The sequence below is a fragment of the Streptomyces sp. NPDC032822 genome, from assembly GCF_055578825.1.
The window spans coordinates 366,852-378,958 of record NZ_JBVIOL010000004.1 but is presented as its reverse complement, the minus strand read 5'-3'; the positions used below and the strand labels follow the sequence as shown (position 1 = coordinate 378,958).

Annotated in this window: 12 protein-coding genes; 6 read left to right on the top strand and 6 right to left on the bottom strand. The window is 70.8% G+C overall.

What is annotated here, in order from left to right:
• Nucleotides 1–21: 21 nt before the first annotated feature.
• A complete protein-coding gene (locus ACZ5VD_RS14225) occupies nt 22–816 on the bottom strand; it encodes a carbon-nitrogen family hydrolase (protein WP_468554271.1) in 795 nt (264 codons plus the stop codon).
• A 182-nt stretch (nt 817–998) separates the two neighbouring features.
• Here ACZ5VD_RS14225 and ACZ5VD_RS14220 point away from each other — a divergent pair, with 182 nt between their 5' ends.
• Nucleotides 999–1,823: a maleylpyruvate isomerase family mycothiol-dependent enzyme gene (locus tag ACZ5VD_RS14220; RefSeq protein WP_468554272.1), complete on the top strand. Its 825-nt coding sequence runs from the start codon at nt 999–1,001 to the stop codon at nt 1,821–1,823.
• A gap of 103 nt (nt 1,824–1,926) precedes the next feature.
• Here ACZ5VD_RS14220 and ACZ5VD_RS14215 read toward each other — a convergent pair whose 3' ends face one another.
• Complete coding sequence (locus tag ACZ5VD_RS14215; protein WP_468554273.1) at nt 1,927–3,231, bottom strand: MFS transporter; 1,305 nt, start codon at nt 3,229–3,231, stop codon at nt 1,927–1,929.
• Nucleotides 3,228–3,878 (bottom strand): GntR family transcriptional regulator, encoded by a 651-nt coding sequence (locus ACZ5VD_RS14210; RefSeq protein WP_468554274.1) that lies wholly within the window; start codon nt 3,876–3,878, stop codon nt 3,228–3,230. The genes ACZ5VD_RS14215 and ACZ5VD_RS14210 overlap by 4 nt, the downstream gene beginning before the upstream one ends.
• Nucleotides 3,879–4,086: 208 nt before the next feature.
• Between ACZ5VD_RS14210 and ACZ5VD_RS14205 the strand changes: the two genes are divergently transcribed.
• Together ACZ5VD_RS14205 and ACZ5VD_RS14200 are read left to right on the top strand one after the other, a co-directional pair.
• Nucleotides 4,087–4,986, top strand: a complete 900-nt coding sequence (locus ACZ5VD_RS14205; protein WP_468554275.1) for a D-alanyl-D-alanine carboxypeptidase family protein — start codon at nt 4,087–4,089, stop codon at nt 4,984–4,986.
• 73 nt (nt 4,987–5,059) lie between these two features.
• Nucleotides 5,060–5,602 (top strand): GNAT family N-acetyltransferase, encoded by a 543-nt coding sequence (locus tag ACZ5VD_RS14200; protein WP_468682352.1) that lies wholly within the window; start codon nt 5,060–5,062, stop codon nt 5,600–5,602.
• A 120-nt stretch (nt 5,603–5,722) separates the two neighbouring features.
• On the opposite strand, the gene ACZ5VD_RS14195 is transcribed toward ACZ5VD_RS14200, so the two are convergent.
• From ACZ5VD_RS14195 to pdhA, 3 genes are read right to left on the bottom strand one after another with little or no spacing between them, the layout of a single operon-like run.
• On the bottom strand, nt 5,723–7,156 hold the full coding sequence (locus ACZ5VD_RS14195; RefSeq protein ID WP_468682351.1) for a dihydrolipoamide acetyltransferase family protein: 1,434 nt from the start codon (nt 7,154–7,156) through the stop codon (nt 5,723–5,725).
• Nucleotides 7,157–7,166: 10 nt separating this feature from the next.
• Entirely contained in the window at nt 7,167–8,159 is a 993-nt protein-coding gene (locus ACZ5VD_RS14190) for an alpha-ketoacid dehydrogenase subunit beta (RefSeq protein WP_468682350.1), read from the bottom strand.
• A 1-nt stretch (nt 8,160) separates the two neighbouring features.
• Nucleotides 8,161–9,360: a pyruvate dehydrogenase (acetyl-transferring) E1 component subunit alpha gene (gene pdhA, locus ACZ5VD_RS14185; RefSeq protein WP_468682349.1), complete on the bottom strand. Its 1,200-nt coding sequence runs from the start codon at nt 9,358–9,360 to the stop codon at nt 8,161–8,163.
• A 345-nt stretch (nt 9,361–9,705) separates the two neighbouring features.
• Here pdhA and ACZ5VD_RS14180 point away from each other — a divergent pair, with 345 nt between their 5' ends.
• The 3 genes from ACZ5VD_RS14180 to ACZ5VD_RS14170 all read left to right on the top strand — a co-directional run bounded on the left by ACZ5VD_RS14180 (nt 9,706) and on the right by ACZ5VD_RS14170 (nt 12,061).
• On the top strand, nt 9,706–10,371 hold the full coding sequence (locus tag ACZ5VD_RS14180) for a response regulator (protein WP_468682348.1): 666 nt from the start codon (nt 9,706–9,708) through the stop codon (nt 10,369–10,371).
• Between the two features lie 106 nt (nt 10,372–10,477).
• On the top strand, nt 10,478–10,900 hold the full coding sequence (locus tag ACZ5VD_RS14175) for a pyridoxamine 5'-phosphate oxidase family protein (protein ID WP_468554281.1): 423 nt from the start codon (nt 10,478–10,480) through the stop codon (nt 10,898–10,900).
• Between the two features lie 93 nt (nt 10,901–10,993).
• Nucleotides 10,994–12,061, top strand: coding sequence for a phosphotransferase (locus ACZ5VD_RS14170; protein WP_468682347.1), 1,068 nt, complete (start codon nt 10,994–10,996; stop codon nt 12,059–12,061).
• The last annotated feature ends 46 nt before the right edge of the window (nt 12,062–12,107 follow it).

Here is a 12,107-nt window from a genome sequence, read left to right as displayed (position 1 = left end):
GCGGAATCGGCGGCGCGACGTTCAGCGGCGCGGGGTCGGCAGGCCGAGCACCCGGTCCTTGAGGGCCGGGAACTGCTCCCGTGTCGTCGCGATCTTCCCGGGGTCGAAGTCGACCGTGAGGATCTCCTCGCCGGCCCCGGCCTCCGCCAGCACCTCGCCCCACGGATCGACCACGATCGAGTGACCGGCCTGCGGAACTCCGGCGTGTGTCCCGGCCGTTCCACAAGCGAGCACGAACGCCTGGTTCTCGACCGCCCGCGCCTGAGCCAGCAGCGTCCAGTGCGCCCGGCGGCGCTCCGGCCAGCCCGCCGGGACCACCAGGGTCTCGGCGCCGGCGTCGACGAGGCCGCGGAAGAGTTCGGGGAAACGGAGGTCGTAGCAGGTGGCCACACCGACGGTCGTGTCCGGCAGCCGCACCGTCACCAGTTCCCGGCCCGCGCCCATCAGTACGGCCTCGCCCTTGTCGAAGCCGAAGCGGTGGATCTTGCGGTAGGAGGCGGCGAGTTCGCCGGAGGGGGAGAAGACGAGGGAGGTGTTGTAGAGCGTCCCGTCGGGGGCCCGCTCCGGAATCGAACCCGCGTGCAGCCACACACCCGTGTCACTGGCCGCCTTGGCCATCGCCTCGTACGTCGGCCCTTCCAGCGGCTCGGACTCGCGCCCGAACTCCTCGAAGGCGAACGCCCCGGTGGTCCACAACTCGGGGAGTACGACGAGGTCGGCGCCCGCCTGGTCCCGCACCAGCGAGGCCGTGCGCAGCCTGCGGGAGTCCGCCGATTCGTCCTCGTCCACGGCGATCTGGATCAAAGAGGCGCGCACACTACCACCGTCCTGGCATTCGAGCCGTTCACACGGGCCTACGATCGTCACACGAAAGCACTGCCGGGGTGCCTCACAGCAGCGTAACTTAGCGTTCCAAGACACCCGCCGACAGCCACCTCCCGCTGGCAACGCCGCCGCCACCATCACTCAAGTACCGACCGCCGAGGGGTCCCGTTTCCGTGAGTCTGCATCCCACTCTCCAGCCCTACGCCGACGCCTGGACCCACTCCATCGAAGCGATATCCGAGCTGGTGCTGCCCCTTGCGGAGGGCGAGTGGAACCGACGCACCCCCTGTCCCGGCTGGTCGGTCCGTGACGTCGTCTCCCATGTCATCGGCCTGGACTGCGAGATGCTCGGCGATCCGCGCCCGATCCACACACTGCCGCGCGACCTGTTCCACGTCACCAACGCACACCAGCGGTACATGGAGATGCAGGTCGACGTCCGCCGTCACCACACGGCGCCGGAGATGACCTCCGAGCTGGAGTACGTGATCATCCGCCGCAACCGGCAGCTGCGCAACGAGTCGCGTGACCCGGGCACGAAGGTGCGCGGCCACGTCAGCACCGAGATCACCCTCGAAGAGTCCATGCGGGGCCACGCGTTCAACGTGTGGGTGCACGAGCAGGATCTGCGCGCCGCCCTCGGCCGTCCCGGCAACCTCGACTCCCCCGGCGCGCACGTCGCCCGTGACGTGCTCCTCGCCGCCCTGCCGCGGATGGTCGCCGAGGACGCGGGCGCGCCCCGCAGCTCCGCGATCGTCTTCGACGTGCACGGCCCCATCGAGTTCCTGCGCACCATCCGCGTCGACATCCAGGGCCGCGGCACCCTCGAAACGGCCCCCGCGCTCGGCCCCGCCGCCACCCTCACCCTCGACTGGGAGACCTACGTCCGCCTCGCCTGCGGCCGGGTGACGCCGGAGGCGGTCGCCGACCGGGTGAAGGTGGAGGGCGACCCGCGCCTGACGGAGGCGATACTGCGGGGCCTCGCGGTGACGCCGTAACAGCGCCCTTCGTCCCACCGCACCGGGTCCGGGGCGCGTGGGCACAGGTCCGGGGGTCCGGGGGCGGAGCCCCCGGGCACGCCCGCACCGGCACGGCGAACCGTCACGCCGGAACGTGCACCGTCTCCACCCGGCTCGCCACCAACCGCTCCCGCTCCCTGCGCGCCGCCCGCTTCCGCAGCCGCAGGATCTGGCTCACGCCCACCGCCTGGAGCACGAACACCGTGGAGAACGCGACCCGGTAGTCGTCCCCGGTGGCGTCCAGCAGCACGCCGACGGCGAACAGGGTGGTCATCGAGGCGACGAAGCCGCCCATGTTCGTGATCCCGGAAGCCGTGCCCTGTCGCTCCGGCGGATTCGCCGGCCGTGCGAAGTCGAAGCCGAGCATGGACGCCGGCCCGCACGCCCCGAGCACCGTGCACAGCACGACCAGCAGCCACATCGGGGCGTGCGCGCCCGGATACGCCAGCGTGAGCGCCCAGACCAGCGCCGTCGCCGCGACGGTCCCCAGCGCGAGCGGCAGCCGCGCCGCGTGATGCCGGGCGACGACCTGGCCGTAGACGAGTCCGACGACCATGTTGGACAGCACGACGAGGGTGAGCAGTTCGCCCGCCGTGGCCCGTGACAGGCCCTGGGCCTCGACCAGGAACGGCATGCCCCACAGCAGCAGGAACACCATCGCCGGGAACTGGGTGGTGAAGTGCACCCACAGTCCGAGCCGGGTCCCCGGCTCCCGCCAGGACGCGGCGATCTGCCGCCGTACGTACGCCGCCCCCTGGTGCGGGAACGGCTCCGGCTCGTGCCCCTCGGGGTGGTCCTTCAGGAACAGCAGGAGCAGCACGAGGACGACGACACCGGCGAGCGCGCTGCCCGCGAAGGCCGCCGTCCAGCCGATGCCGTGCAGCAGCCGGGCCAGGACGAGGGTGGAGACCAGGTTGCCCGCCATGCCGGCCAGCCCCGCGAACTGCGCGACCATCGGGCCGCGCCGGGCCGGGAACCAGCGGCTGCCGAGCCGCAGCACGCTGATGAAGGTCATCGCGTCGCCGCAGCCGAGCAGTGCGCGCGAGGCGAGGGCCATGCCGTACGACGAGGAGAAGGCGAAGCCGAGCTGTCCGGCCGTGAAGAGGACGACGCCGAGGGCCAGCACCTTCTTCGTGCCGAGCCGGTCCACCAGCAGGCCGACGGGTATCTGCATGCCCGCGTAGACGAGGAGTTGGAGGATCGAGAACGTCGAGAGGGCGGAGGCGCCCACATGGAAGCGGTCGGCGGCGTCGAGGCCGGCGACACCGAGGGACGTGCGGAAGATGACGGCGACGAAGTAGACGGAGACGCCGATGCCCCAGACGGCCATGGCGCGCCGTCCGCCCGGTGGGTCCCCCGGAAGGGCGGTGGAGGTGGCGGAACTCATCGGACTTCTCCCCGGGCCAGATGCGAGAACCAGCCGACGTGCCGGTGGACCACGGCGACGGCCGCCTCCGCGTCCCCGGAGCGCAACGCGTCGAGGATCTCCTCGTGTTCGGTGAGGGTCTTGGCGATGCGGTCGGGGTGGGAGTGCAGGATGGCGACGCCCATGCGCAGTTGGCGGTCGCGGAGCTGGTCGTAGAGCCGGGAGAGGATGTCGTTGCCCCCGCTGCGGACGATCTCGGCGTGGAAACAGCGGTCGGTGACGGCGGCGCCGGCGAGATCCCCGGCGGCGGCCTGCTCCTTCTGCCGGTCGAGCAGTTCCTCCAGCCGCCCGACGAGCCCGGCGGGGGCCGGTACGGCCTTGCGTGCCGCGTGCTCCTCGACCAGCAGCCGGGTCTCGACCACGTCCTTGATCTCCTGGGCGGAGACGGGCAGGACGAGGGCTCCCTTTTTCGGGTAAAGCTTGATGAGCCCTTCCGCCTCCAGCCGCAGCAGCGCTTCTCGCACGGGCGTGCGGGAGACTCCCACGGCTTCGGCGAGTTCGCCCTCGGTGAGGAGGACGCCGCCTTCGTAGCGGCGGTCCAGGACACCTTGTTTGACGTGGGCGTACACGCGGTCGGCGGCGGGGGGCTGCTTCACGGCCAGGCTCATGCCGACAGCTTAGATACAACACGTACGCATGTGGGATCCCGTCCACGATGCGGACCTCGGGAAACCCCCGCATCGAATACGTCCAGACTCGGCCCAGCCGACGCACAACCTTCCGTGCTATTCACGTGTCACATGTGTGCGGCCTTACTCTTTTCCCTTCCAACTCGGCCGCACTCCAGGGGCATTCGACGTATTCGGGGTATTTGACTTGATTACCGCCACCAAGGGCTTCCGTGTCCGCAGAGCCGCAGCCGTCGTCGTCACGACCGGCGCAGTGCTCGCCACCGGAGCCCTCACCGCGGCACCGGCACAGGCCGTCGCGACGCCCAGCATCACGGCGAAGAGCGGGTTCGTGATGAACAGCGCCAGTGGCGCGACCCTCTTCAAGAAGTCCGAGAACACCCACCGGCTCACCGCCTCCACCACGAAGATCATGACGGCGAAGGTCGTGCTCGCGCAGTCGAACCTGAACCTGAACACCAAGGTCACGATCAAGAAGGCCTACAGCGACTACATCGTCGCCTCGGGCGCCTCGTCGGCCCGCCTGATCGTCGGTGACAAGGTCACCGTCCGTCAGCTGCTCTACGGGATGATGCTGCCGTCCGGCTGCGACGCCGCGATGGCCCTCGCCGACAAGTTCGGTTCAGGCTCGACGGTCTCGGCCCGCACCAAGAACTTCATCGGCAAGATGAACACCACGGCCAAGAACCTCGGCATGACGAACACCCACTTCGACTCGTTCGACGGCATAAGCAAGGGCAAGAACTACTCGTCGGCGAAGGACCTGACGCTGCTCGCCCGCAGCGCGATGAAGAGCTCCACCTTCAAGACCGTCGTGAAGGCCAAGACGTACCAGGCCAAGACGATCACGAAGACCGGCTCCACCCGCACGATGGGCAAGTGGACCAACACCAACACCCTGCTCGGCTGGAACGGCACGCTCGGCATCAAGACCGGCTCCGGCACCGAGGCCAAGTACTGCCTCGTCTTCGCGGCCACGAAGAACGGCGAGTCGGTCGTCGGCGCGGTCCTCACGGCCGCCAACGCGACCAACCGCACCGCGGACGTGAAGAAGCTCATCAACTACGGCTACGCCAAGATCAGCTGACGTTTTCCCAGCAGTCGGCACAGTCCGGGCAAAGGGCCCCTCACCTCGGTGAGGGGCCCTTCACCGTGGGCCCATGACGACTCCTCCCCTCGCCCTGCGCCCCGCGCACCCGGACGACCTGGACGCCCTCACCGACCTGCACACCGAGGCCCGCACCGCCTACTACCGCGCGGGCGGCCACTCGGACGCGGAACTCACCTCCGCCAAGGCCTGGTCCGGTCGCCGTGCGGCCTGGCAGCGGGCCCTCCGCGACGACACCCGCCGCGTGCTCTGCGCCCTGCGCGGCGAGGAGTTGACGGGCATCGTGGCGATGGGCCCGCCGCACGACCCCGACCTGGACGCCACGACCGCGGGGCAGCTCTACCAGATCCATGTCCGCCCCGGCTGCTGGAACCAGGGCGTCGGCGGCCGGCTCCACGCCTCCTACGTGCGCTTCCTGCGCGAGCGCGGACTGCGCACGGGGGTACTGGAGGCCTGGGAACGCAACAGCCGGGCCCACGCCTTCTACACCCGGCTCGGGTGGCACCCGGACGGCCACCGCAGACCCGGCCCCGGCAACGCGGACTACGTACGGCTACGCCTCGACATGAGCCGGTACCCGAACGGACCCGCATGAGCCGGCCCGGGAACGGCGTCGGGGCCCGACCGGGACCGGGAACGGCGTCGGGGCCCGACCGGGACCGGGAACGGTGTTGGGGCCGCGCATCCCGTCGGGGGTGCGCGGCCCCGCCTCCCCTTACACCCAGGTGATCAGCCGCTTCGGCTGTTCCAGGACCGCCGCCACGTCCGCGAGGACCTTGGAGCCCAACTCCCCGTCCACCAGGCGGTGGTCGAAGGACAGGGCCAGGGTGGTGACCTGACGGGGCTTCACCTTGCCCTTGTGGACCCAGGGCTGGGGCTTGATCGAACCGACCGCGAGGATCGCGGACTCACCCGGGTTGAGGATCGGCGTACCGGTGTCGACGCCGAAGACGCCGACGTTGGTGATGGTGACCGTGCCGCCCTGCATGGCGGCGGGGGACGTCCTGCCCTCCCTCGCCGTCGACACCAGTTCACCCAGCGACTCCGCCAGCTGCGGCAGGGTCTTGGCGTGGGCGTCCTTGATGTTCGGGACGATCAGGCCGCGCGGGGTGGCCGCCGCGATGCCCAGGTTGACGTAGTGCTTGAGCACGATCTCCTGGTTGGCCTCGTCCCAGGACGCGTTGATGTCCGGGTGACGCCTGATCGCGACCAGCAGGGCCCTGGCGACCAGCAGCAGCGGGTTGACCCGCAGGCCCTGCATCCCGTGCTCCTCGGGGGCCCGCTTGATCTCCTCGACCAGCTTCATCGTGCGGGTCACGTCGACCGTCACGAACTCCGTGACATGCGGGGCGGTGAAGGCCGAGCCGATCATCGCCGCGGCCGTGGCCTTGCGGACGCCCTTGACCGGGACGCGGGTCTCGCGCGCGGTGTCGTACGTGGCCGCCGCGGCAGGGGCGGGCGCGGGTGCCGCGACCGGTGCCGTCGGCTCGGGCGCCGCGGGGGGTGCCACCGCCGCGTGCACGTCCTCGCGGGTGATGACGCCGTCCGGGCCGGAGGGGACCACCGTCGCCAGATCGACGCCCAGGTCCTTCGCCAGCTTGCGCACCGGCGGCTTGGCGAGGGGGCGCTCCTTCACGGGAGCCACGGGAGCCGCCACGGGGGCGGCGGAACCGTGTCCGTTCATCTCGGCCTGGATAGCCGTGGGCGCCTCCTGGGCCGGGATCTCCGGGCCCTTGCGGGGGCGGCGCTTGGTGGAGGAGGCCGCCACGCCGTACCCCACCAGGACCGGCTGCCGGCCCGAGCCCACCGACTTCGGCTCCTCGGCCTTCGGCTCCTCGGCCACGGGCGCCTCGGCCGCTGGTGCGGCCTCCGCGGGAGCCGCGCCCCCGCCCGAGACGTCCACCGCGATGATCGACGTGCCCACGTCCACCGTGGTGCCCTCGCCGAAGTGCAGCTCGCGGACGATGCCGTCGTACGGGATCGGCAGTTCCACCGCCGCCTTCGCCGTCTCGACCTCGCACACCACCTGGCCGTCGGTGACCACGTCACCGGGCTGGACGTACCACTTGAGGATCTCGGCCTCGGTGAGGCCCTCGCCCACGTCCGGCATCTTGAACTCGCGTACGGACGCTTCCGTCATCGTCGTCACGACCCTCTCCTCAGTACGCCAGGGCACGGTCGACGGCGTCGAGCACCCGGTCCAGGCCCGGCAGGTACTCGTCCTCCAGACGGGCCGGCGGATACGGGGCGTGGTAGCCGCCGACCCTCAGCACCGGCGCTTCCAGGTGGTAGAAGCAGCGCTCGGTGATCCGGGCGGCGATCTCCGCGCCGGAGCCGAAGAACACCGGTGCCTCATGGACCACCACCAGGCGGCCGGTCTTCTCCACCGAGGCCTGGATCGCGTCGAAGTCCAGCGGGGACACCGACCGCAGGTCCAGGATCTCCAGGGACCGGCCCTCCTCGGCCGCCGCGTCGGCGACCTCCTTGCAGAGCTTCACCATCGGGCCGTAGGCGACGAGGGTGAGGTCGGTGCCCTCGCGGACGACCCGCGCCTTGTGCAGCGGGCCGGGGATCGCCTCGGTGTTGACCTCGCCCTTGTCCCAGTAGCGGCGCTTCGGCTCGAAGAAGATCACCGGGTCGTCGCTCTGGATCGCCTGCTGCATCATCCAGTAGGCGTCCGACGGGTTCGACGGGGAGACCACCTTCAGGCCGGCCACGTGCGCGAACAGCGCCTCGGGGGACTCCGAGTGGTGCTCCACCGCGCCGATGCCACCGCCGTACGGGATCCGGACGACGACCGGCATCTTGACCTTGCCCAGCGACCGCGCGTGCATCTTCGCGAGCTGCGTGACGATCTGGTCGTACGCCGGGAAGACGAAACCGTCGAACTGGATCTCCACCACCGGGCGGTAGCCGCGCAGGGCGAGGCCGATCGCGGTGCCCACGATGCCGGACTCGGCGAGCGGGGTGTCGATGACCCGGCTCTCGCCGAAGTCCTTCTGCAGGCCGTCCGTCACCCGGAAGACACCGCCGAGCTTGCCGACGTCCTCGCCCATGACGAGGACCTTGGGGTCCGTGTCCAGCGCCGTGCGCAGCGATTCGTTGATCGCCTTCGCCAGCGCCATGTTCTTGACCGTCACCGTCTCCGCCATCTCAGTTTTCCCCCTCGGCGTCGGCGAACGACGCCTGATAGGCGGCGAACTGCGCCCGCTCCTCGTCCACCAGCGCATGCCCGTCCGCGTACGCGTGCTCGAAGATGGCGAACCGGTCCGGGTCCGGCATGGCACGGACCGCTTCGCGCACTCGCCTGCCCAACGCCTCGCTCTCGGCCTCCAGTTCCGCGAAAAATCCCTCGTCCGCGTGGTTTGAGGTCTCCAGGAACCGGCGAAGGCGCAGGATCGGGTCCTTCGCCTCCCAGGCCTCGCGCTCCTCGTCGGCCCGGTACTTCGTCGGGTCGTCGGAGGTGGTGTGGGCGCCCATGCGGTACGTGTACGCCTCGACGAGCGTGGGGCCCTCGCCGTTGCGGGCGCGCTCCAGGGCCCACCTGGTGACGGCCAGGCTGGCCAGGACGTCGTTGCCGTCGACGCGGACGCCGGGGAAGCCGTAGCCCTGCGCGCGCTGGTAGAGCGGTACGCGGGTCTGCCTCTCGGTGGGCTCGGAGATCGCCCACTGGTTGTTCTGGCAGAAGAACACCACCGGGGCGTTGTAGACCGCGGAGAAGGTGAAGGACTCCGCGACGTCGCCCTGGCTGGAGGCGCCGTCGCCGAAGTAGGCGATGACCGCCGAGTCCGCGCCGTCCTTGGCCACGCCCATCGCGTAGCCGGTGGCGTGCAGCGTCTGCGAGCCGATGACGATCGTGTAGAGGTGGAAGTTGTTGCTGTTCGGGTCCCAGCCGCCGTTGTTGACGCCGCGGAACATGCCGAGCAGGTTGGTCGGGTCCACCCCGCGGCACCAGGCGACGCCGTGCTCGCGGTAGGTGGGGAAGACGTAGTCGTCGTCGCGCAGGGCGCGGCCGGAGCCGATCTGGGCGGCCTCCTGGCCCAGCAGCGACGCCCACAGGCCCAGCTCGCCCTGGCGCTGCAGGGAGGTGGCCTCGGCGTCGAAGCGTCGGGTGAGCACCATGTCGCGGTACAGGCCGCGGAGCTCGTCGGGGGTGATGTCCGCGACGTACTTGTCGTACGCGGCGTTCTTCGCGTTCTTGACGCGCTTGCCCTCGGGCGTCAGCAACTGGACGAGTTCGGGCTCGGTGCTTGGCGACTTCTTTGCGGTCGGGCGCTTGCCGGCCGTGCTTTTCGCACCGGTCGTACCTGCGCTGCGTCGCGGCTTGCGCGCGGCAGTGCTCTCCACGGTCACGTGTGCTCCTCCGTCGGTCCGGCTACCCGGGTTCGCCGGGTGCCAGTGCGGCTCACCTGCGGCCCTCCGGACGCACGGGGTGGGTGCGGCTCGTTCGGGAACAGGCGTGACAGGTGCCCCGGCGAGCGCCCTGCATCAGGCACGTTACCCAGTGCTCCACATTTCTGTGAAACCCCTTCTGACCTGCGATTTTGCTTGGATTTCCAAGTAAAGTCGCAAAAACGGGCGCTGTCCCTGGTCACAGCCTTGCAGGGGGCCGGAACAACGGCACGTTATCCCGGTGACCCAGGTCACGGGAAGAGCCTCCCCGGGGCGGGTCGTGAACGCCTGTGTGACACTGACCGCGTGCGCGAAGACGGAAAAATCAGAGTATTTCTTCTCGACGACCACGAGGTGGTCCGGCGCGGTGTGCATGAGCTGCTGTCGGGCGAGGGAGACATCGAAGTGGTCGGCGAGGCGGGCACGGCCGCCGACGCACTGGTACGGATTCCGGCCACCGCGCCCGACGTCGCGGTCCTCGACGTACGCCTCCCGGACGGCAGCGGTGTCGAGGTGTGCCGGGAGATCCGCTCGCGGGACGAGGAGATCTCGTGCCTGATGCTGACCTCGTTCGCCGACGACGAGGCCCTCTTCGACGCGATCATGGCGGGCGCCTCCGGATACGTCCTCAAGGCCATTCGCGGGAACGAACTCCTGAGCGCCGTCCGGGACGTCGCCGCCGGCCGGTCCCTGCTGGACCCGGTGGCCACCGCGCGCGTGCTGGAGCGGCTGCGCGAGGGCGGCAAGGCCGCCTCCGACGACAGACTCGCGCACCTCACCGACCAGGAACGCAGGATTCTCGACCTGATCGGCGAGGGAATGACCAACCGCGCGATCGGCGAACGCCTGCACCTCGCCGAGAAGACCATCAAGAACTATGTGTCGAGTCTGCTGTCCAAGCTGGGGATGGAACGGCGGTCCCAGGCGGCCGCCTATGTGGCCCGGCTCCAGGTGGAACAACAGCGCCGCTGAGTGATCGCCGAGGGACCGGCGGGTGGCCGCCGAGGGACTTAGGTCCCCTCCTCGAAGGGGCGGGCGCCTCTTATGCGGGTCCCCGCGCGCGGGGACATTGGATGGCATGTCCTCCGAGGAACAGCGCGCCGTCGAGCTGCTCGCCCGTACCGGCTACGGCCGGGTCGCCACCAGCGTGCGGGCCCTGCCCTTCCTCGCCTTCGCCCGGCACATCGTCGTGGACGGCCGGGTGCTGCTGCGGATGCCCGGCAACCAGGGGGACCACCGGGCGTGCGCCGGCAGCGTGGTCGCCTACGGCTCCGACAACCTCGGCGTCGCCCGGCCCGGGGAGCGGCTCTGGTCGGTGCAGGTGGTCGGCGCGTGCGAGGCGTACGAGCCGACCGCCGCGGAGATCGACCGCTTCGGGCCCACTCCGTACCGCGTCGACGGCGAGCCGGACGAGCCCGTCTACCTGTGCATCGAACCGCGATTCGGGACCGTCCAGGCGACCGCCGAAGCCCTGGAAAGCCACTTCCGGCACATCCCGTGACCGAATGCGACTGTCTGTGACAACGCCCAGCTCAGGGGCCTGCATCGTGCCCTAGCATCGGGCAGCGTGCCGCGCTCTTGTGTACCACCCCTCATGCCCCACGCGCCCCCGCTGGGCGCCGTCCTCCGCCAGTACACCGCCGGGTCCGCCCTCACCTGCGAGCCCGTCGACCAGGGGCTGCTCAACCGCGGCTACCGGCTCTGTACGACCCGGGGCCGCTACTTCCTCAAGCACCACTTCGACCCCGAGACGGCCGACCCCGCCGCCATCGCCCGCCAGCACCGGGCCACCCAGCGCCTGGCCGACCTGGGCGTCCCCGTCGCGCCCCCGCTGACCGGCCGCGACGGGCGCACGGTCGCGGTCGTCGGGGGGCACGCCTACGCCCTGCACCCCTGGGTCGACGGCCGGCACCGCCACGGCGGCCAGCTCACCACCGCCCAGTGCGGACGGCTCGGGGCGCTCCTGGGGGTGGTGCACGCGAGCCTGGAGCGCGTGATGCGCACGCACGCGCGGGCGCGTACCGAGCGGGCGGACGTCACTGAGGCCGCCGACCCCCGCGACGCCTCCGAACCCCCTCACGGCCCGGACCCCGCCGCGAGCCCCGACCCCGCCGACACCTTCGTCCTCATCGACGACCTGCTCGCCCACGTACGCCGCCACCGCCCCGCCGACTCCTTCGACGCCCTGGCCCGGCACCGCCTCCTGGAACGGCGTGCCCTCCTGGAGCAGCACGCCGGCCGGCGTCCGCCGCGCGGCGCCTCGGTGGGCTGGGTGCACGGGGACTTCCACCCCTTCAACCTGCTCTACCAGGGGGACAGTCCGGCCGCGATCGTCGACTGGGACCGGCTCGGGGTGAAGCCCCGCGCCGAGGAGGCCGTACGGGCCGCCGCGATCTTCTTCGTACGGCCCGCGGGGACCCTCGACCTGCCGAAGGTGCGGGCGTACGCGCGCGCTTACCGGCGTACGGCCGGTGCCACGCCCTCCGAACTCGCCGCGGCCGTGCACCGCGTGTGGTGGGAGCGCCTCAACGACTTCTGGATGCTGCGCTGGCACTACGAACGCGGTGACACCCGGGCCGATCCGCAGTTCCCGGCGGCCTCGGCACTCGCGGTGTGGTGGACCCGCGAGTACGACGAGGTGTGCGCCGCGTTCGCCGACTGAGCGGCTCCCGGGGAGGGCGTCCACGACCACACGCGCGCGCGAAGCC

Coding starts and splice junctions, on each gene's coding strand:
- ACZ5VD_RS14215 (WP_468554273.1), bottom strand. CDS start 3,231: ATGAGTTCCGCCACCTCCACCGCCCTTCCGGGGGACCCACCGGGCGGA.
- ACZ5VD_RS14210 (WP_468554274.1), bottom strand. CDS start 3,878: ATGAGCCTGGCCGTGAAGCAGCCCCCCGCCGCCGACCGCGTGTACGCC.
- ACZ5VD_RS14200 (WP_468682352.1), top strand. CDS start 5,060: ATGACGACTCCTCCCCTCGCCCTGCGCCCCGCGCACCCGGACGACCTG.
- ACZ5VD_RS14190 (WP_468682350.1), bottom strand. CDS start 8,159: ATGGCGGAGACGGTGACGGTCAAGAACATGGCGCTGGCGAAGGCGATC.
- ACZ5VD_RS14175 (WP_468554281.1), top strand. CDS start 10,478: ATGTCCTCCGAGGAACAGCGCGCCGTCGAGCTGCTCGCCCGTACCGGC.
- ACZ5VD_RS14170 (WP_468682347.1), top strand. CDS start 10,994: ATGCCCCACGCGCCCCCGCTGGGCGCCGTCCTCCGCCAGTACACCGCC.